22 protein-coding genes are annotated in these 20,041 nt (G+C 57.4%); 17 read left to right on the top strand and 5 right to left on the bottom strand.

Annotated features, from left to right (window positions below):
• The first annotated feature begins 3 nt into the window (after window positions 1–3).
• The 7 genes from AABB31_RS08265 to AABB31_RS08235 all read left to right on the top strand — a co-directional run bounded on the left by AABB31_RS08265 (window position 4) and on the right by AABB31_RS08235 (window position 5,000).
• The gene (locus tag AABB31_RS08265) at window positions 4–450 is read left to right on the top strand and encodes a hypothetical protein (protein ID WP_373635617.1); all 447 of its coding nucleotides are present in this window, start codon (window positions 4–6) and stop codon (window positions 448–450) included.
• Between the two features lie 167 nt (window positions 451–617).
• Window positions 618–848, top strand: coding sequence for a hypothetical protein (locus tag AABB31_RS08260; protein ID WP_373635616.1), 231 nt, complete (start codon window positions 618–620; stop codon window positions 846–848).
• An 82-nt stretch (window positions 849–930) separates the two neighbouring features.
• A complete protein-coding gene (locus AABB31_RS08255; protein ID WP_342078595.1) occupies window positions 931–1,329 on the top strand; it encodes a response regulator transcription factor in 399 nt (132 codons plus the stop codon).
• A complete protein-coding gene (locus AABB31_RS08250) occupies window positions 1,245–1,562 on the top strand; it encodes a helix-turn-helix transcriptional regulator (RefSeq protein ID WP_373635615.1) in 318 nt (105 codons plus the stop codon). Before AABB31_RS08255 ends, AABB31_RS08250 begins: the two co-directional genes overlap by 85 nt.
• Before the next feature lie 25 nt (window positions 1,563–1,587).
• Window positions 1,588–2,355: a hypothetical protein gene (locus AABB31_RS08245; RefSeq protein WP_342078596.1), complete on the top strand. Its 768-nt coding sequence runs from the start codon at window positions 1,588–1,590 to the stop codon at window positions 2,353–2,355.
• A 268-nt stretch (window positions 2,356–2,623) separates the two neighbouring features.
• A complete protein-coding gene (locus AABB31_RS08240) occupies window positions 2,624–3,832 on the top strand; it encodes a hypothetical protein (RefSeq protein ID WP_342078597.1) in 1,209 nt (402 codons plus the stop codon).
• A gap of 85 nt (window positions 3,833–3,917) precedes the next feature.
• On the top strand, window positions 3,918–5,000 hold the full coding sequence (locus tag AABB31_RS08235) for an IS481 family transposase (protein WP_342074941.1): 1,083 nt from the start codon (window positions 3,918–3,920) through the stop codon (window positions 4,998–5,000).
• 129 nt (window positions 5,001–5,129) lie between these two features.
• On the opposite strand, the gene AABB31_RS08230 is transcribed toward AABB31_RS08235, so the two are convergent.
• The 3 genes from AABB31_RS08230 to AABB31_RS08220 form a co-directional block, all read right to left on the bottom strand.
• On the bottom strand, window positions 5,130–5,813 hold the full coding sequence (locus tag AABB31_RS08230; protein WP_342078598.1) for a response regulator transcription factor: 684 nt from the start codon (window positions 5,811–5,813) through the stop codon (window positions 5,130–5,132).
• An 812-nt stretch (window positions 5,814–6,625) separates the two neighbouring features.
• On the bottom strand, window positions 6,626–7,363 hold the full coding sequence (locus tag AABB31_RS08225; protein WP_342078599.1) for a Bax inhibitor-1/YccA family protein: 738 nt from the start codon (window positions 7,361–7,363) through the stop codon (window positions 6,626–6,628).
• A 152-nt stretch (window positions 7,364–7,515) separates the two neighbouring features.
• Window positions 7,516–7,734 carry a DUF1127 domain-containing protein gene (locus AABB31_RS08220; RefSeq protein WP_342078600.1) on the bottom strand — a complete coding sequence of 73 codons (219 nt, stop codon included), beginning with the start codon at window positions 7,732–7,734 and terminating at the stop codon, window positions 7,516–7,518.
• Window positions 7,735–7,852: 118 nt separating this feature from the next.
• Here AABB31_RS08220 and AABB31_RS08215 point away from each other — a divergent pair, with 118 nt between their 5' ends.
• Entirely contained in the window at window positions 7,853–8,722 is an 870-nt protein-coding gene (locus AABB31_RS08215; RefSeq protein WP_342078601.1) for a LysR substrate-binding domain-containing protein, read from the top strand.
• Here AABB31_RS08215 and AABB31_RS08210 read toward each other — a convergent pair.
• Window positions 8,712–9,671 (bottom strand): NADPH:quinone oxidoreductase family protein, encoded by a 960-nt coding sequence (locus tag AABB31_RS08210; RefSeq protein WP_342078602.1) that lies wholly within the window; start codon window positions 9,669–9,671, stop codon window positions 8,712–8,714. The genes AABB31_RS08215 and AABB31_RS08210 overlap by 11 nt on opposite strands.
• 275 nt (window positions 9,672–9,946) lie before the next feature.
• Between AABB31_RS08210 and AABB31_RS08205 the strand changes: the two genes are divergently transcribed.
• The 4 genes from AABB31_RS08205 to AABB31_RS08190 all read left to right on the top strand — a co-directional run bounded on the left by AABB31_RS08205 (window position 9,947) and on the right by AABB31_RS08190 (window position 13,067).
• Window positions 9,947–10,318: a helix-turn-helix transcriptional regulator gene (locus tag AABB31_RS08205; protein ID WP_342078603.1), complete on the top strand. Its 372-nt coding sequence runs from the start codon at window positions 9,947–9,949 to the stop codon at window positions 10,316–10,318.
• Between the two features lie 73 nt (window positions 10,319–10,391).
• On the top strand, window positions 10,392–11,201 hold the full coding sequence (hisN, locus tag AABB31_RS08200; protein WP_342078604.1) for a histidinol-phosphatase: 810 nt from the start codon (window positions 10,392–10,394) through the stop codon (window positions 11,199–11,201).
• 34 nt (window positions 11,202–11,235) lie between these two features.
• The gene (locus tag AABB31_RS08195; protein ID WP_373635793.1) at window positions 11,236–12,531 is read left to right on the top strand and encodes an 8-oxoguanine deaminase; all 1,296 of its coding nucleotides are present in this window, start codon (window positions 11,236–11,238) and stop codon (window positions 12,529–12,531) included.
• A gap of 89 nt (window positions 12,532–12,620) precedes the next feature.
• Window positions 12,621–13,067 (top strand): CAP domain-containing protein, encoded by a 447-nt coding sequence (locus AABB31_RS08190; protein ID WP_342078606.1) that lies wholly within the window; start codon window positions 12,621–12,623, stop codon window positions 13,065–13,067.
• A 10-nt stretch (window positions 13,068–13,077) separates the two neighbouring features.
• Here AABB31_RS08190 and guaD read toward each other — a convergent pair whose 3' ends face one another.
• Window positions 13,078–14,370 (bottom strand): guanine deaminase, encoded by a 1,293-nt coding sequence (guaD, locus tag AABB31_RS08185; protein ID WP_342078607.1) that lies wholly within the window; start codon window positions 14,368–14,370, stop codon window positions 13,078–13,080.
• Window positions 14,371–14,479: 109 nt separating this feature from the next.
• Between guaD and mgtE the strand changes: the two genes are divergently transcribed.
• From mgtE to AABB31_RS08160, 5 genes are all read left to right on the top strand, one after another.
• Complete coding sequence (gene mgtE / locus AABB31_RS08180) at window positions 14,480–15,853, top strand: magnesium transporter (RefSeq protein ID WP_342078608.1); 1,374 nt, start codon at window positions 14,480–14,482, stop codon at window positions 15,851–15,853.
• Entirely contained in the window at window positions 15,853–16,398 is a 546-nt protein-coding gene (locus tag AABB31_RS08175; protein ID WP_342078609.1) for a 5-formyltetrahydrofolate cyclo-ligase, read from the top strand. Before mgtE ends, AABB31_RS08175 begins: the two co-directional genes overlap by 1 nt.
• A gap of 64 nt (window positions 16,399–16,462) precedes the next feature.
• Window positions 16,463–17,275, top strand: a complete 813-nt coding sequence (locus AABB31_RS08170; RefSeq protein ID WP_342078610.1) for a TIGR00282 family metallophosphoesterase — start codon at window positions 16,463–16,465, stop codon at window positions 17,273–17,275.
• Window positions 17,276–17,334: 59 nt separating this feature from the next.
• Window positions 17,335–19,116: an SLC13 family permease gene (locus tag AABB31_RS08165; protein WP_342078611.1), complete on the top strand. Its 1,782-nt coding sequence runs from the start codon at window positions 17,335–17,337 to the stop codon at window positions 19,114–19,116.
• Window positions 19,117–19,255: 139 nt separating this feature from the next.
• Complete coding sequence (locus AABB31_RS08160) at window positions 19,256–20,005, top strand: YebC/PmpR family DNA-binding transcriptional regulator (protein WP_342078612.1); 750 nt, start codon at window positions 19,256–19,258, stop codon at window positions 20,003–20,005.
• Window positions 20,006–20,041: the final 36 nt, after the last annotated feature.

Below are 20,041 nucleotides of genomic sequence, written 5' to 3'. Positions count from 1 at the left end.
TACATGGCGGGTAGAGTCGATAATAAAAGAGTAACGCAGCCGACGTCGCAAAACCGGGCTGATCCATTGGTTTCGACCGGGTTGAGTCCCAAGACAGCCGTTTCCGTACCTCTGGAATTTCTACAATTACTGGGCAGTACACCGGGCGGTCGGGTGAAACGCCAGCCGCCGCATATTCGGCTGGCTAACAAAAAAAAGGCGTCGACGACCGAAGAGCTGGATGAACCGGTTTTGGTGGACGCTGTTGCACCGCTTGCGTCCAGAGAAACCACCGAAATCGCTTATCAGATCGCCGAAATGCTCATCAGGATGATGCCGGATGCCGAACAGTCGGGCGACAGGCGCGCAAAAGCTGGAATTGTATCACTGGAAAGGATGCTACGCATGTTTGAACACCTATATGGCGCACAATCGGGGCGTTATGTCATCCCACCCGAGCCTGAAAAATGACTTCACAAGAAACGGTCAGGATCCCAAGATACCTGTCGTCAAGCAGTTCGCAAGATATCGAACTGCTATGCGAACTTGCCCAGGGTCATACCGTATTTGGTATGTACGAAACCGCAATTCATCTTCTCGAATTCGCATGCTGGATGGAGCCAAACGACGTAAAGCCGATGCGCATGCTTATTGCGCCCTATTTTGCACATAACAAACCGGAGCTTGTCATCGAAACAATCAATCAGCTTTTTGCATTAGATCCGAAGTTTTCGCTCACAAGTGACGAATATCTTCTTCTGGGCCGATCATTGGCGCTTTCCGGTGACATTGATGCTGCACGGAAAGTGCTGATGTCCACAACACCGGAGGCACGCGATTGGGCCGAGGACCAGCAAAAGCTCATGTAATGCGCGCATATGACACGGAAAATCCTGGGATGCTTGTATCGCCAGCAAAATAACGTTGGCGTGGAACGAAAAGGAAAAGACAATGGATGATGCTAAGGTAAAGGTTATTGTGGCGGACAGCCATGAGATTGTACGTGATGGAATTGCAGATCGAATTCGCGAGGTCTGCGACGGTGAAATAGTCGGAAGTGCAGAGGATGGTTATACACTACTGAAACTCTGTCGGAAGGAGTCATCTGATATTGTTATCATGGACATCAACCTTACCCGCCCATCCGGAAAAGAAGTGCTCGTCCGAATTCAGTCAATGCACCCAGAAATAAAGGTCATTATCCTATCATCTGACTCGTCGGTCACCAATGCTTTTTTGTTCTTTCGAAAGGGGCGGCGGCTTTCATGCCCAAGCAGGCGAGGGGTGATGATTTTGCAAATGCAGTTACGGCGGCGCAGTATGGTTATGCATATCTCCCATTGGAATTGATGCGTGAATTTGTAAAGTCGCGCAAACATCTGACGCGTACGGGGAATATTTTCGGCCTGTCTCCGCGAGAGGTAGAGATATTGGAGGCGACAATCAGTGGGATGTCGACAAAGAATGTCGCGGAGACGCTGAATATCAGTGTTCGCACGGTTGAGACCCATCGCAACAGTATTTACAAGAAGACATCCTGCCGAGACCACAAAGAGCTTGCGGAGCTCATTGGGGTAGGTTGATGCTTCCAACCGATTGGTTCGGGTAGTGAAAACAACAACAACCAACACTCGTCGGTTTATCAGGGCTTCGAACGTCATTTCCTTAAGTGAACGTCGTGGGCAACGCCTGTCTTCGAACGGCCTGGTATTTGACGCGTCATATAGCCCTCCGGATCGGCTTGGTATGCGTGGGCCCGAGGTGACGCGTGCCGCGATCTCAGACTCGCGCGATGCGCGGCGACAAGCGATCAACGAGATCAACTTTTTCCTCCAGCAACCGGAGAATGCTGTGCCCTTTGGCGAAGCCATTGATGGCGTGTCCGCGCGCGAGCGCGCTTACCCGCAAACGCAACGCATTGACGATTTGGTGATGGAATATCGCAACGACACTGGCGATAGTCAGGCAAGACACTGGCCGAGCGTCAGTGTGGGTGCGGCAGTCGCTTCTGACGATGTACAGGAAACAACTGGGAGTGCACTGCCATTGCCCGTCAGCATGGCATTTGTGAACGTCAACGATGCGGATCCGGTGCTGCTTCTTTCCGGTCGCCTGGGTTTCAAGGATATGCTGTTGCAGACGCGCGCTGGACTGTTCATGTCGATAGAAGAAAAGGCGATCAATCGCGGGGTGGGTCCGTCCACATCCGGTGCGTGGCAACGGCTATCGGCCCTGTTCAACGATGGCGATCCGCTTGTTCTTAAAACACCCCCGGCCGACCGATTTTTGCAGCCTGATATTACTGCAATGCTCAGCGGTGAGCTTTATCAGATCCGCCCCAGCCGCTATTTGATTGATAGTGAAGCAGCGCGATAAACGCGACGTTGTCAGTCCGCTGCAATCATGGCCTGAATGGCGGGCGGTATCGACCGTTGCGCGATGACAACCGTGTTTGCTTGGCCAGTTTTCCTTTGGCATCGAACCGAACAACCCCCAATTTTTCGCACCCCAGAGACGCATCTGTGTACGTACCAAATTACGTGGTGGGCCTTTGAAAACTGCGCCATGCCCACCCGATCTTTTGCAAAGACCAGATGTTAGAAAAAGATCAACGAAACAAATTTGGTAGATCAGGAGAATAAAGATGGACATCAAAGGACTTGAGGGCGCACGTGATACGATCATGAATATCGCCGACATGTTTGCGAAGAAAGGCAATGGCCCGGAGGGCGAAGGCTTGAACCTGCTGCGCGATCTGCCGATCAAGCCACCCAAGGATGCACCGTCTAAGCCAAACGCGAAGTCGCCGAATGGTGGCGAGGGCGACAAAGCGCCCAATGGCAAGGATGACACCGAGACCAGCGGCAAACCTTCTGATCTGCCAGAAGAAGATCCCCGCAATGAAACCCGGCGGCCACCAACACGCGAAACGCCAGAGGATGACGGCGCGATGCGTCGCAAGCCTGACGGCAGCGAAGAGCAGGCGGTCCCTTCGCCCAAGAAAACCCGCGCCCAGCCCCCGCGGGGCGAGGACAACGCCAGTGGTAACGCTGACAGGTCAAATGGCGCTGGCAAGGGTCAGCGCGGTGGACGAAGCGGTAAGTCCGGTGGCGCTGAAAGCGGCGGAAATACGCAGCAGGCACAGCTATCCGCCATCGCGCCCCAGCTTGGCGACCTGATCGAAGCGATCATGTCCGGCGATCCAGAGAAGGTCAAAGACGCGCTTGAAGCGCTTGAAGAGCGGATCGACGAACTTGAAGATCAGGGCATGAAATTCAATGGCCAGGTTGGCGAAGTTCTTGATGAGATCGCTGATTTTGGCGAAGCGGTTGAGAGTGGCGACCAAGACCGGATCGAGTTTGCAAGTGACGAGCTGAACGAAGAAATTGATCAGCTTGAGGGCAACGAACTCTCGGCGCAAGGCCAGGAGGTGATCGAGGAATTCGGCGACTTCGCTGAGGCCTATGCATCAGGTGATCAAGACGCGATTGAAAATGCGGGTAACGAGGTTCTTGAAGAGCTTGACCAATATGAAGCCAGCGAAGAACCCCAAGGGTTTGACCTTCTTGAGCAAGCGCTTGAAGAACTTCGGCTCGCGCTGGAATCGGGTGATCCAGACGCCATTTCTGAAGCTGCCGACAACGTGCAAGCCGCAATCGAGGATATTCGTGAGGATGGCGTAGATCTGCAGACCGAAGAGTTCCTTGATGAGGTCTCTGATTTCACTGACGCGGTTGTTGAAGGTGACGCCGACGAAGTACAGCAGCAAGCCGATGAAGTTGATGAAGAGTATCAAGAGCTTGAACTGACCGCAGATGACGTTGACACCCCAGAAGAGGAAGAGAACGCATAAGCGATTAATAATACGTAAGTTGTAAAACACACGACTTGATCTGACATTTCTGCTCTTCTGGAGCGCAATCAAGGAGTGTCGATCAATGACAAGTATTCAAGAGAAGATCATCAAGCCGAAGCTGGGGCTGTTGGAACTGGCCAAACAGCTCGGAAGCGTGTCGCAGGCCTGCAAAGTGATGGGTTATTCGCGGGACAGCTTTTACCGGTTCAGAGAACTTTACGATCAGGGTGGCGAAGAAGCCCTGATGGATCTCAGCCGCCGCAAGCCGGTGATGAAAAACCGCGTGCCAGAACATGTCGAGAAGGCGGTCATCGAACTGGCCATCGACAACCCGGCTCTGGGTCAGAAACGGGCGTCGTGGGAGCTGCAGCAGAAAGGCATCATGGTGTCATCGTCGGGCGTCCGGTCGATCTGGCTGCGTAATGATCTGGAAACCATGAAAAAGCGCCTCAAGGCCCTGGAGGCCCGTGCCGCCCAAGAGGGTATCTTGCTCACCGAGGATCAGTTGGCCGCGCTGGAAAAAGCCAAGGCCAAGAAAGAAGCCCATGGCGAGATCGAGAGCCACCACCCTGGCTATCTGGGCAGCCAGGACACCTATTATGTGGGCACAATGAAGGGCGTCGGACGCATTTATCAACAGACCTTTGTCGATACCTATGCCCGCGTGGCGATCTGCAAGCTCTACACTGAAAAGACGGCAATCACCGCGGCCGACTTGCTGAACGACCGCGTGATCCCGTTCTTTGCAGAGCATGAGATCAGCCTGCTGCGCGTCCTGACAGACCGGGGCACGGAATACTGTGGCAAGGTCGAGAACCACGCCTACCAGCTTTATCTGGCCGTCGAGGACGTGGACCACACCCGAACCAAGGCCAATTCTCCGCAAACAAACGGCATCTGCGAGCGGTTCCATCGCACCATCAAGGATGAGTTCTACGACATCGCATTCCGCAAGAAACTGTATCGGTCAGTCGAAGAGTTGCAGGCCGATCTGGATGCGTGGCTGGCAAAGTACAACGAACAGCGGCCACATTCGGGACGTCACTGCTATGGCAAAACACCTATGCAGACCTTCCGCGAAACGCTACACATCGCTGTCGAGAAGACGATCAAAACGCACGACCAATCGGACAGTGCGCAACCCGTTCTCAGCGTCGCAAGCTGAGATGTCCGTCAGATCAAGTCTGAAGTTTTACACGTAAGTTTACGTGACGCCTACGACCAAAGACTGTCCCATTTTTGGTCGCTGCCGGTTCCAGTTCTCCCGCTGGAACCGGCCTTTTTTTGTCACAAGTTACCGTTGCGTTGCGGCTTGTGTCCGCGTCTGGTTACCCGGTTCGATACTCTCATCATCAGGGATCATCGCCAAGATATCTTTGAGCGTGTTCAGATCGCGACATTTCGTTTTTTTGAATATGTTTGCGCGATGCGTTTCGACCGTTCGAATGCTGATATCAAGCCGCCGCGCGATATTCTGATTAGGGGTCTTCTGGACAACACATTGCAATACTTCAACCTCCCGCCCAGAAAGGCCAAAGATATTACCGTTCTTGTTGAACCCTGGCTGTGCCGCAACGATTTCATTCAAGGCGCCGACCGGTAAAGTGCCAAATCCGCCGACCGCACCGCATAGTGCATAGATGAAGTCGCGTGCAGCCGCTTGCTTGGGCACGAAACCTACTGCGCCTCTGGTCAACATGCCGATTATGGTCACCATTGAGTTGTCCATTGTCATGATCACAATTTTTGTTGTTGGGCTGGCCTGGCAAACACGCTCCAGAAGACAGGCGCCATCCGCGCCGTCGAGGTCCGCGTCCAACAGGAGCAAGTCCGGCTTCGCCCGCATGCAGGCGGCAACAACCTCTGACGCCGTCTCGCACTCGCCGACAAGTTGGAGTTGCTTAGACTCCTCGATCTTGCGCGTGATGCCATCACGCATCAACGCATAGCGATCAGCAACGATAACAGTATTTTTCAATGGTCGCTCCAAACTTGCATTCGGGCTCCGCGCCCCGATCCGATGCTATGCTGGTGCCCTTGTCTTATGGCCGAAACACCGGGTTTCGCTTTTGCATGAATGCGTGCATGCCATCGGCCCGAGCGTCGCTGCCATAAATCGCGCGGTCGCTGTCGTGCATGCCTGAGGCCGTTATTGAGGCCGGTTTCTGCGGCCTCACAGACGCAATTGCGGGCTATTGTGTCGATGTCCTCGGGGCAGCTGGCGATCAGTGCGGCAGTGCGCTGTGACCCCGCCGGCGATCCAGTATTGGGAACTGGCGGTCGTGTTGGACCTTTCTTGCGAACTCCCATCGCTAAATTACTGCCCTCTACACCAATCAATGCAATGGGAATATTTCCCATTTTTTGGAGTGAAACAATAGCTGACCCGTGAACAATGCGTTTACCGATGTGGCACACTCCCGCATGGTCATCGGCGACATTTCGACCGAACTGACCCTAAACGCCATCCAGAAATGCCTGGAAGACCGCAAGGTCTGCTGTTATTGCATTGCGCCGCGCGAGCCCGTGAAAGATGGCTTTGTGGAGTGCTACAATCGACGCACACGCGCTCTGCGCAAACTACACCGCTCGCCTGCGTGCGATGGACGAATGTCCCGAGGTGCGCTTGTGCGACAGCCTACGTCATATCCGCGATCTGTTGGCAGTTTGGCGCATGGACTTTGGTCACCACCAACCACATCCAATCGCGTGACAGGTGCGGAAATTGAAAAAGCCCCGCCTAACGAACAGTTAAGCGGGGCTTTAAAGAAATTTGACGTTGGGAGAGTGTTACTCTCTGTTCCCCAGAAGCTGCAGCAGGAACATGAACATGTTGATGAAATCCAGATACAGGTTCAGCGCACCCATGATTGCAGACTTCGCAAGCCATTCCTGATCGCCATGTGCGGCATGGGCGATGTAATCATTCTTGATTTTCTGCGTGTCGTAGGCTGTCAGCCCCGCGAAGATCAGAACACCCAGGATCGATATCGCGAACATAATCGCAGGCGACTGCAGGAAGATGTTGACGATCATCGCCACTACCAGGCCGATCACACCCATGATGAGGAAGGAACCCCAACCGGAAATGTCTTTTTTAGTCGTGTATCCGTACAGGCTAAGCCCCGCGAAGGCGATTGATGTGATCAGAAAGACCTGCGCGATCGAGAAACCTGTGAAGGCAACAAAAATCCAGGCCATGGACAGACCCATGACTGCAGCAAACGCGTAAAAGAACGTTTGCGCCGCAGCTGCCGAGAAGCGGTTGATCATTGCGCCAAAGCCGAAAACCATGGCAAGCGGCGCGAACATGACGATCCAGCCCAGAATATTCGGCTGCAATGTGATCGGATCACGGAATATACCAAGCAATGCGTCGGATGTACCAACCGCCCATGCAACAGCAAAAGTGATCAACATACCCACGGACATCGTGCCGTAGACCTTGTTCATGTGGGCGCGAAGACCCTCGTCAATGGCAGCGGTGCGGACGCCACCGACCGTACGTACTGTCTCGTATTGAGCCATCTATACCTCCAGATTAAACGGCAGTGCCGCACATGCGGCATCATTGTCCGAGATATTGGCATGTAACGCCGTATTTTCAAGGCCGCAGCGCGCGAAATAGATCAAATCCGATCATTTTGCGAAGGAATGTCGCAGGCAGGGGAGTTTTCGCCTTAGTCGCGCCATGTTTCACGGACGTCCCAGAATGGCTTTGCGACTTCGCGACGGGCCTCTGCGTCGGTCAGGCCGATGTCGCGCAGCAAGTGGGGCGGCAATTTGCGAAGGCCATTGCGCTGCCCGCGGACCGCAAAGTAGTGGCCCAGCCTTTTGAGCAGGCCGACTGACCGTCGGTTTTGTGCAGGCGCTGCGGATATGCAGTCAGTATGGGTCATTATACGTCTCCAAATGTGATGGTGTTTCGGTAAAGCATGACGATGCTTGATATATGCAAGCCAATCAGACATAATGAAAACGAATGTTTGAGATACCTTGTATCAGGAAGTGTGATGTATGAGGAATATTGATCTAACGGCGCTTCGGTCTTTTGTCGCTGTTGCCGATACCGGGGGCGTGACCAAGGCGGCAGGCTTGCTCAATCTGACGCAGTCCGCCGTGTCGATGCAGCTGAAACGGCTTGAGGAGGCACTGGACACAGCGCTTTTGGATCGGTCGGCGCGGACCATCGCACTATCCCCGCAGGGCGAACAATTACTAAGTTATGCCCGCAAGATGCTCGCGCTGAATGACGAGATTTACACAAAACTGACCGCAACCGAATTTGAGGGCGAGATCAGACTGGGTGTGCCGCATGATATTGTCTATCCGGTGATCCCGAAGGTGTTGCAGCGATTTGCGGCGGCATATCCGCGTGTGCGGGTCAGTTTGATTTCCTCGTTCACCAGCAAGCTGCAGGAAGAGTTTAATCGTGGCGAGCTGGATGTCATTCTGACTACAGAAGACATGATTGGACCGGGCGGGCGGACCTTGCTGCAAGTGCCGCTGGTCTGGATCGGTGCGCCTGGCGGGCAGATCTGGAAGCAACGCCCGCTTCGGCTCGCGTTCGAGCAGCGCTGCCTGTTTCGCCAGTTTGTCCAGCGGCGCCTGGATCAGGTCGGCATCCCATGGGATATGGCGGTCGAGACCACATCGTCACGCACCATCGAAGCCACGGTCAGTGCAGATCTGGCGATCCATGCCATGCTTGAGGGCACAGAACCGCCACATCTGGAGCGGATTCAGCACAGTGGTAGCCTGCCAAGCCTCTGCACGCTGAATATCAACATGTATCAAGCCGACCTGCAGGACCGGCCTTATGTGCGCGATCTGGCAAAATTCATCTCGGACGGTTTTTTGACGATGCGGGCGCCCGTCATGGTTTGACCACAACCTTTCCGGTTGATTTGCGGCTGCGCATCAGTTCAAGCGCGTCGGCAGCCTGGTCCAATGGCAGGACATGACTGATATGCGGTTTCAGCCGTCCATCTGCATGCCAGTTCATCAATTCCGCAAGGCTTTCGCGCAACGCACCGGGGTTGAAATGCAGATAGCCACCCCAATAGAACCCGATGACGGAAATATTCTTGACCAGAATGATATTGGCTGGAACGGGCGGGACGTCGCCGCTGGCAAAGCCGATGACAAGTATCCGGGCCTCACGATTGCAGGCGCCAAGTGCTGCCTTAAACGCATCACCGCCCACAGGGTCATAAACAACATCCGCGCCACCCAGCGATTTGACCACCGATTTGATGTCCTCTGTCGTGCTGTCGATCAGGTGATCGGCACCAGCCGCTTTTGCAATCGCCAGTTTGTCTGCACCACGGGCGACCGCAATCACGGTGGCGCCCATCGCCTTGCCGATTTCGACCGCTGTAAGGCCGACACCACCGGCGGCACCAAGCACCAGCAAGGTTTCCCCGGTCTGCAAATTTGCGCGGCGCGTCAACGCCAAATGAGACGTCCCATAAGCCACCATGAAGCCTGCCGCCACTTCGGCGGGCATCTCATCAGGCACCGGCTGGCAGAGTGCGGCGGGGAAAACGCCTTTTTCCGCCATCCCGCCCGCGCCGCCAAAAACAGCAACCCGCGTTCCGATGGCGGGAGAGTCTACGCCCGCTCCATGGGCCAGAACAGTGCCGCAGACCTCCATTCCAAGGGTGAATGGCGGGGTCGGCGTGTCCTGATAGGTGCCCTGCGCCATCAGCAAATCTGCAAAATTCAGACCGCAGGCTGATATCTGCAACAGAACTTCGCCCTTTTTTGGCGCGGGCTCGGGAACAATCCCGATCTTTGGCGCGTTATTGAACGATGAAACCTGCATTGCACGCATCTGGACCGAATCCTCTCTGGTATGATTTTGTTAATCACTATCATGGCAGACTGGGTTTGATGAAAGAACGCCGGTTTGGGACCGGGCGTATAAAAAGTTGTGCCTCGAACCTGTCTTTAAGGTCAGGTCTGCTGCTGCAACCGTTGCGTGTTATATGTTAAGGGTGCAATCAAACCTCGTGACTGAGAGCGTGGGTGATCTTGTCACCTACGAATCGGCGCAACGGTCACTGGCGATATTTTTGCCGTGGTCTTTCAAATTGAGGAAGTGAAGAGATGAAGCATCCGGTAGATGTACATGTAGGCAAGAGAATTCGGCATCGCCGTTGGATGAGCGGTACGACCCAGCAGCAGCTGGCAGAGAATGTTGGCATCAAGTTTCAGCAGATCCAGAAATATGAAACAGGCATGAACCGCGTCAGCGCGTCCCGCCTTTGGGATATCGCCAAGGTGTTGAATGTCCCGGTTTCGTTTTTCTTTGAAGGGTTAGATACTCAACCTCCGGCTGATAACGGAAACACCGATATGCCGGGTGATATCCTGACGGATAAAGAAGCATTGGAACTATTGCGTTCCTATTATGCGATCCCTGAAAATCAGCGTCGCCGTCTTTTTGATCTGGCCCGGGTGCTAAGCGAAGCGGCGTAAACCTTGGCTTGACCATCCTGCTTGCCCCGGGCTACCGCAGAACGCGTAGGCGGCGCAGGCAAGGACGATCTTTATGACTATTGATATCGCGACGCAGACGGCCCTGATCAGGGTCGCCCATGCTGTCGCAGATGCGGCCCGGCCAGAAACGCTGCGCGCTTTTCGGTCTGTGGGTCTAGAAGCTGACAATAAATCAGAAGATGGGTTTGATCCGGTCACAATTGCGGACCGTGCAGCCGAGGACGCGATGCGCGCTGTCCTACGTCGCGAGCGCCCCGATGACGCCATATTGGGTGAAGAGTTCGGCCATCAGGCCGGAACGACCGGTCTGACATGGGTTCTGGACCCGATTGACGGCACGCGCGGTTATATCAGCGGCACCCCCACCTGGGGTGTTCTGATCTCGGTCGCCGATGATACCGGCCCGCTTTTTGGTCTGATTGATCAACCCTATATTGGTGAACGTTTTGCCGGTGGTTTTGGCGTGGCCGAAATGACTGGCCCGCAGGGACACCAGATATTGCAGACACGCGCTGCACGCGATCTGGGTCAGGCAACTATCCTCACCACATTTCCTGAGGTGGGCACACCGACCGAACGGGCAGCGTTTCAATCTGTCGCCAGCCAGACCCGCCTGACCCGTTACGGGATGGATTGTTACGGCTATGCGCTATTGGCGGCAGGGCAGGTTGACCTTGTCGTCGAGGCCGGGCTGAACGCTTACGACATTCAGGCCCCCATCGCCGTGATTACCGCAGCTGGCGGGATTGTCACCGATTGGCAGGGCGGCCCCGCGCATGACGGCGGTCGCGCGCTTGCCGCCGCCAATGCAGATATTCATGCGCAGGCATTGGCCATCCTGAAAGAGGCCGCAGGTGACTGATCTGCTTTTGCGTGGGGCGCGCTGTGTCGTCACGATGGACGATGCGCGCCGCGAGTTGGACGGCGCGGATATCCGCGTCAGTAACGGGACAATTGCTGAAATCGGTCAGGGGCTGGCTGGCGATGGTATGGCCATTCATGATGTGCGCAGGTGCATTGTCACCCCCGGGCTGATCAACACGCACCACCACCTATACCAGACGCTGACCCGTGCAGTGCCAAAGGCGCAGGATGCGTTGCTGTTTGGCTGGCTCCAGCAGTTATATCCGATCTGGGCCAGGTTCGGGCCGGAAGAGATGTTTGTTTCAACGCAAATCGGTTTGGCGGAACTGGCTTTGTCGGGCTGCACACTGACTTCGGATCATCTCTACATCTTTCCCAATGGTTCTCGACTTGACGACACGATTGCGGCCGCGACCGAGGTGGGTCTGCGGTTCCACGCCACGCGCGGCGCGATGAGTATCGGTGAAAGTGAAGGGGGGCTGCCGCCTGATGATCTGGTTGAGGCGGAAGAGGATATTCTGAACGATTGCATCCGCGTGATTGATCAGTTCCACGACCCGAGGCCCGGCGCGATGGTGCGGGTTGGTGTTGCCCCTTGCAGTCCGTTCTCTGTCTCGCGCGATCTGATGCGTGAGGCGGCGGTGCTTGCCCGTGACAAGGGCGTGATGATGCATACGCATCTGGCCGAAAATGATGAGGATATCAGCTATTCGCTGGAACGTTTTGGCTGTCGCCCGGGGCAATATGCAGAAGACCTCGGCTGGGTGGGTGACGATGTCTGGCATGCCCATTGCGTCAAGCTTGACGGGCAAGAGATTGATTTATTTGCCCGCTCACGCACTGGCGTGGCCCATTGCCCCTGTTCGAACTGCAGGCTGGGGTCCGGGATTGCGCCGGTCCGCCAGATGCGCGACGCAGGCGTTCGCGTCGGGCTGGGCGTTGACGGATCGGCCAGCAATGATGTCGGCAACCTCGTTGCAGAGGCGCGTCAGACGATGTTGCTGCAGCGGGTACAAAACGGGGCGGACGCCATGGCCGCCCGCGAAGCCCTTGAAATCGCGACCCGTGGCGGGGCTGCTGTGCTTGGTCGTGATGATTGCGGGCAACTCGCCCCCGGCAAGCGTGCGGATATCGCAGTTTGGGATGCGGCGGCCATTGAAAACGCCGGATCGTGGGACCCGGCTGCATTGGTGTTGGCCGGGCCGACCAAGGTGCGCGACCTCTTCGTCGAAGGGCGGCTGATCGTTGCGGATGGCGCTGTGGTCAGCTTTGATCTGCCCCGCGCGATTGCAGCGCAAAATCGGCTTGTCGGTCGTCTTTCCGCCTAAAACCGCAGGAATTGCCCGACAGGCTGGCGCGTTTGGCCGGATTGTGCTGTTTTGCGCCGTGTGGTGGGGACCACAACGGTGACGACAGAATGCGAACGCTATTTGCTCTTTGCAGTGTGATGCTGCTGATTGGCTGCGCTGACCCGATGCCCGGGGCGTCGTCGGTCGCGCGCGCCGGTAGTTTTGATGCCGCGGTCAATGGCTTGCGGCAGGCAAGTGGTGCGCAGGTCCTTGTCGAACAACCGCAACTGCGCAGGGCTGCGCAGGCCCATGCGGATGACATGGCGCGCCGGGGATATTTTGCGCATCGTGCACCCAATGGCGACGGGGCGGGTAAACGCATTGCCAGAGCCGGCTATCGCGCCTGCGGCTGGGCCGAGAATATCGCCAACGGTATTCCGACACGGGCGGGGGTGTTTGAGGGCTGGCGGCGGTCGCGCGGCCACCGGCGCAACATGTTGCAACGCGCATATACAGAATATGGGCTGGCCCGATCCGGCAATATCTGGGTGATGGTTCTGGCGCGGCCCTGCTAGGGTCAAGTCCCTAGTGGGTCCACCGACTGCCCGCGATCCAGACATCTGCAATCGCCCGATCATCGCCCATCATAATCGTGGGAAACAGCGCATCCCAAATACCCGTCGCACGGGCATGGCGCTGCGCAATCACAGGTGTCGAGGCAAGATCGAGCACCGCAATATCGGCCATTGCACCAGGGCGCAGGGACCCGATTTGCCCGGATTGATGCAAGGCCGCGGCGCTAGCCTCTGTCGCCAGCCACATCAGCTGTGCCGGATGCAGGACCGTTCCGCGCAACTGCCCGATTTCATAGGCCGCCGCCATTGTGCGCAGCATCGAAAAAGATGATCCGCCCCCGGTATCCGTGGCCAGACCGATGCGGAGCCCTGCGGCGGCAAGGCCCATCAGATCGAACAGGCCCGATCCGATAAAGGTGTTGGACGTCGGGCAATGCACCACGGCGCCGCCGACCTCGCGCAGGCGGTCAATCTCGCGTTGTTGCAGGTGAATGGCATGCCCATAAAGCCCTCTTTCCCCCAGCAGGCCGAACATCTCGTACGTATCAAGATAGTCGCGGGCATCGGGATAAAGTTCTGCGACCCACGCGATCTCTGGGTGTTGTTCGCTAAGGTGCGTTTGCATCAGCACATCGGGATATTCAGCCCATAGCGCGCCGAGTGCTTCAAGCTGCGCGGGGGTTGATGTGGGCGAAAATCGCGGCGTGATCGCGTATTCGGCCCGGCCCTGACCATGCCACGCCTGCAGCAGACGCTTGCTGTCGTCATAAGCCGTCTGGGCAGTATCGCACAGGTTGGCGGGCGCGTTGCGGTCCATGCATGTCTTGCCCGCAACCACAGCCATGTTGCGCGTTGCTGCCGCCGCGAAGAAGGCATCGACGCTTTGCGGGTGGCTTGTGCAAAAGCTGGTCAGTGTTGTTGTGCCGTGGGACAATGCCAGATCAAGGGTGCGCGCGGCGACGTCATCTGCATAGGCGGCGTCAGCAAAGCGGGTCTCTTCTGGAAAGGTGTAACTGTTCAGCCAGTCGATCAGTTGCTTGCCCCAACTCGCGATCATGCCGGTTTGCGGATAATGCATATGCGCGTCCACAAAGCCCGCGCTGATCAGGTGGTCGCCGTAATTGGTGACCTGCGCGTCCGGATGGGCCTTTGCCAGCGTCGCACCATTGCCCACCGCCGCAATCCGGTCGTCTTCAATCAAAACGCCACCGGCGCTGTCAAACGCGACCATGTCCGCCCAATCATGGGTCAGCGGGTTGCCCGAAAAACCAAGGGTCTGCCCCAAAAGAAGGTGCTGTGTCATCGCGCCAGTCTAGGGCCGCCAGCGCTTGGCGTAAATCGCTGAAAAGCTTGTATTTGCCGTTGTCTGCCTGCGCCACTTCACTATGTTGCAAGGCAGAAAGCAGGTCGCCATGGCAGAGCCACAGCAAGACATCGACGAAGAAGCCTTTGGCATTACTGACCGTCTGGTCGGCGATGTGCGCGACGCTGTGGAACGTGGCGATGCGGATGCGGTCGACGGTCTGCTCGACCCGCTGCACCCCGCCGATATCGCGCATTTGCTGGAACAGATTGATGGCCGTCAGCGACGGGACCTGATTGCAATCTGGAATGCCGGCATGGACGGCGACATCCTGTCGGAACTGGCCGAAAACCTGCGCGAAGAAGTGATCGAACAGCTTGCGCCAGCGGAGCTTGCCGATGCGGTGCGCGATCTGGAAAGCGACGATGTTGTCGATCTGGTCGAATACCTCGACGAGGATCAGCAGGAGGCCGTGCTCGAGGCGCTGGATGCAGGCGACCGCGTCGTGGTCGAACAGGCGCTGTCCTACCCCGAGGAATCAGCCGGTCGCCACATGCAATCGGAACTTGTCCGCGCCCCGTCGCATTGGACGGTGGGTGAGGCAATTGATTTTCTGCGCTCCGACGTGGTGCTGCCCGAACAATTCTACCACATCATTCTGGTTGATCCCCGGCTCAAGGCCGTCGGCTATGTGACGCTGGGCCGGATCCTGAGCCATCCGCGCGCGACGCCGCTGATGGATCTGGCCGAGGATAGTTTCCGGACCTTCCATGTGGCCCAGGACGTGGAAGAGGTCGCGCAGGCGATCAACCACTATCACATGATCACGGCCCCCGTGGTCGATGATGACGAACGCATCGTCGGCGTGATCACCATTGATGACGCGATGGTTTTTCTCGAAGAAGAGGCCGAGGAAGACATCCTGCGACTGGCCGGCGTTGGCGAAGGCAGCTTGTCAGACCGCGTTCTTGATACCACCCGCCAGCGATTTCCCTGGCTGGCCGTCAATCTGGTGACGGCTATTCTGGCCTCATTGGTGATTGCGCTGTTCGAGGAGACCATTGCCGGGCTTGTCGCATTGGCCGTGCTGATGCCCATTGTCGCATCCATGGGGGGCAATGCGGGTACGCAGTCTTTGACGGTGGCCGTGCGCGCCATTGCAACGCGCGACCTGACCGGCGCAAATGTCTGGCGGGTCATTCGGCGCGAGGCCTTGGTTGGCCTGATCAACGGCGTGATTTTTGCAATTGTGATGGGTATCGTGGGCGTGATCTGGTTTGGCTCACCGATGCTGGGTGTGGTGATTGGTGTTGCGATGGTGATCAATCTGGTGGTGGCGGGCCTTGCCGGGACGATTGTGCCGGTTGTGCTGGAACGTATGGGCGTTGATCCGGCCCTGGCATCTGGCGCCTTTGTAACGACGGTCACCGACATTGTGGGTTTCTTTGCATTTCTGGGGCTGGCGGCGCTGTGGCTGTTGTGATGGATAAATCTGCCGCCCGCCAAGCCGCCTTTGCCCGCCGAAAGGCGGCCCATGTGGCAAGTGCAGGCAATGCGGCCGGCTACCTGAGCGAGGTTCTGGCAGGCTATCGCGGTGTGCCGCTGGCCGGATATATGGCCATGCGCACGGAAATTGATCCGCTGGCCGCGATGGAAGAGGCGTCCGCCCATGGCCCCGTCAGTGTCCCTGTGATCATTGGCGCGGCGCAACCGCTGCGGTTTCGGACATGGACGCCGGGATGTCCGATGCAGCCTGGCGAATTTGGCGCCGCTATCCCGCAGGATGGTGACTGGATGACACCTGAAATCGTGATCGTGCCGCTGGTGGCATTCGACCGGCAAGGCGGGCGATTGGGCTATGGCGGCGGGTTTTACGACCGCACATTGGAAGGGTTGCGCAAATCCCGCGCGACACTGGCCATCGGTTTTGCCTTTGCCGCGCAAGAGGCGGACAAGCTTCCGCTGGAGCCAACCGACCAGCCCTTGGACATGATCGTGACCGAAACCGGGGTGATCACCCCCGGCTGACACAGCAGTGCTTGCAGGCAATAATCGGGTGGCGGTTTCCGGGGTGACCTCGTAAGGGTAGCGGATGAGAATTCTTTTCCTTGGTGACGTGATGGGCCGTTCGGGCCGCGCGGCTGTACAGGCCCAATTGCCGCAACTGCGGCAGGATTGGCGGCTGGATTTTGTGGTGGTCAATGGCGAGAACGCGACCTCTGGCATGGGCTTGTCGGGTGACCACGCCAAGCTGTTATTTGCGGCGGGGGCAGATGTGGTGACCTTGGGCGATCATGCCTTTGACCAAAAGGACATGCTGACCCATATCGAGGCGGAACCGCGTATTATCCGGCCTCTCAATTACTCCAAAGCGGCCCCCGGTGCTGGCGCACGTGTGTTCAATGCCACAAATGGCCGCAAGGTGCTGGTCGCGCAGGCCTTGGGGCAGGTTTTCATGAAACGCCCCTTTGATGATCCTTTTTCGGCACTCGATGCGGTTTTGCGCCAATATCCTATGGGCGGGCAAATTCAGGCGAGCCTTGTAGACATCCATTGCGAGGCGACATCCGAAAAGATGGCCGTGGGGCATTTTTGTGACGGGCGGGCCAGTATTGTTGTGGGCACCCACACGCATGTGCCCACCGCAGACGCGATGGTTCTTCCCGGCGGCACGGCCTATCAGACCGATGCGGGCATGTGTGGCGACTACAATTCAGTCATCGGGATGGAAAAAGCCGAACCGATGCGCCGGTTTATTACCGGCATGCCAAAGGCGCGGTTCACCCCCGCAACGCAAGAGGCCACATTGTCCGGTCTGTATATCGAGACCGATGATCGCACAGGCAAGGCAAACCGGGTTGCCATGGTCCGGCAGGGCGGTTGTCTGGGGCAGGCGGCGCCCTAGGGTCAGGACCCTAAGGCTTTGGCTTGCTCATTGTCACGCGCTCCTTAAGAGTGGAACCTATGGCCGATTGGATCACCCTTACAGAAATGCAGGCCGCTTGGCTGACCATGGGCGTGGTTGCCGTCATGTTCGTGATGTTCCTGCGCGAGGTATTCCCGACCGAGGTTGTTGCGATGACGGGCATGTCGGTTCTGCTGGTGACCGGCGTTCTGCCTTATGATGCGGCGGTTGCAGTGCTGGCCAATCCCGCCCCCTGGACGATTGCGGCGATGTTCATCATCGTCGGCGCCTTGGTGCGCACCGGCGCGCTGAATGCGATGACCCAACTGGCCCAGCGTCAGGCGCAGATCAGCCCGGCCCGCGCGATTGGGGGTGGTTTGCTTTTTGTCGCCTTTGCCAGTGCAATCATGAACAACACGCCCCTTGTTGTTGTGATGATCCCGGTCTTCGTGCAACTGGCCCGCACGTTGGGAACCTCGGCCTCGAAATTGCTGATCCCGCTCAGCTACGCGGCAATCGTCGGCGGCACGATGACCTTGCTTGGAACCTCGACCAACCTGCTGGTCGATGGCGTGGCCCGCGCGTCGGGCATGGCCCCGTTCGGCATTCTGGAGATCCTGCCCGTGGGCCTTGTCGTGGTCGCCTGGACGTTCACCTATCTCTATTTCATGGGGCCGCGTCTGCTGCCGGATCGTCAAAGCATGTCAGTGATGCTGTCGGATCCATCCAAAAAGAAGTTCTTTACCGAGGCGATTATCCCACCCGAAAGCAACCTGATCGGGCGTGAAGCCACGGATGTTCAATTGTTCAAACGTGATGGGGTCCGGCTGGTTGACGTTCTGCGCGGCGATACATCGCTGCGGCGCAATCTGACGGGGGTCACTTTGCAGGTGGGCGACCGGGTGGTGTTGCGCACCAAGATGGCCGAGCTTTTGTCATTGCAGGCCAATAAGGAACTACGCCGCGTGGATCAGGTATCGGCGGTGGAAACCACAACGGTCGAGGTGCTGATCACGCCCAATTGCCGCATGGTCGGGCGCCGTCTGGGCAGCCTGCGCCTGCGCCGCCGCTATGCGGTCTATACGCTCGCCGTGCATCGCCGGGACACCAATATCGCCCGGCAGATGGAAGACGTGGTTGTGCGCGTCGGTGACACGCTGCTGTTGGAAGGGGCGCCGGAAGATATCCAGCGTCTCGCCGAAGATATGAACCTTGGTGACGTGTCAGAGCCATCGCAACGCGCCTATCGCCGCAACAAGGCCCCGATTGCCATTGCTGTGCTGTTGTCCGTGGTCGTGCTGGCGGCCATCGGGATTGCCCCGATCCTTCTGCTGGCCATCGTCGGGGTGACCTTGGTGATGATCACCGGATGCATCGACGCGGAAGAGGCGTTTTCTTTCGTCGACGGGCGATTGCTGGCCCTGATCTTTGCCATGCTTGTCGTCGGGTCCGCGCTGCAATCCTCGGGCGCAGTGGGTATGATCGCCGATGCAATTTCACCGCTGATGGCGGTGCTTCCGGGCTTTTTTGTGGTGTTGGCGGTGTACCTTCTGTCCAGCGTGCTGACAGAGCTGGTATCGAATAATGCGGTGGCCGTGGTGATGACCCCTATCGCCATTGGTCTGGCCAGCGCCCTTGGTGTTGATGCGCGCCCGCTTGTAGTGGCGGTCATGGTTGCGGCCAGCGCCAGTTTCGCCACCCCGATCGGCTATCAGACCAACACGCTGGTATACGGCCCCGGCGGATACAAGTTTGTCGACTTCCTCAAATTCGGGATCCCGCTTAACCTGTCCCTGGCGCCGATTGCGTCCTTTGTCATTCCATTGATCTGGCCCTTATAGGCCCGTCGGGGATGAAACCGCACGCGTTTGTCAGAGCGTTGTCGCGACCCAAGAAATGAGGGGCCCTGCAGGGTTGCAGCGAAGGTCAGGGATGCCTTATAGAAGCCCGGATTGATCCGCTACAACACGAGGTTTTCCTATGGCAGGCCATTCCAAATGGGCAAATATCCAGCACCGTAAGGGGCGTCAGGACAAGCTGCGGTCAAAGCTGTTTTCCAAGCTGGCGAAGGAAATCACCGTGGCCGCGAAAATGGGCGACCCGGATCCGGACAAGAACCCGCGGCTGCGCCTGGCCGTTAAGGAAGCCAAATCCCAATCCGTTCCAAAAGACGTGATCGAGCGCGCGATCAAGAAGTCTCAGGGTGGGGACGCCGAAAATTACGACGAGATCCGGTACGAGGGGTATGGCCCCAATGGTGTTGCGGTGATTGTCGAGGCGATGACGGATAACCGGAACCGGACGGCCTCGACCGTCCGATCCACATTTTCGAAGAATGGCGGCAATCTTGGCGAGACCGGCTCTGTCGGGTTCATGTTCGACCGCAAGGGGCAGGTGGTCTACCCGGCCGCGGTCGGCGACGCTGATACGGTCATGATGGCGGCTATCGAGGCTGGCGCCGAAGATGTGCAAAGCGATGATGAAAACCATGTGATTATCTGCGCTGATACCGACCTGAACGAAGTGGCCAACGCGCTGGAGGCCGATTTGGGTGAAAGCGAAACGACCAAGCTGATCTGGCAGCCGAATATAACAACGGAACTGGATCTTGACGGCCTGACCAAGTTGATGAAGCTGCTCGACACGCTGGAAGAGGACGATGATATCCAGCGCGTCACGGCCAATTTCGAAGCCTCGGACGAGGTGATGGCCGCGTTTGCCGAAAGCTGACTTGTCATCGGGGCAGCTTCCTGCCACCGGTAACGG

The sequence above is a fragment of the Yoonia sp. SS1-5 genome, from assembly GCF_038443705.2.
Taxonomy (GTDB): Bacteria; Pseudomonadota; Alphaproteobacteria; order Rhodobacterales; family Rhodobacteraceae; genus Yoonia; species Yoonia rhodophyticola.
This window is presented reverse-complemented; position numbering and strand designations above follow the sequence as displayed.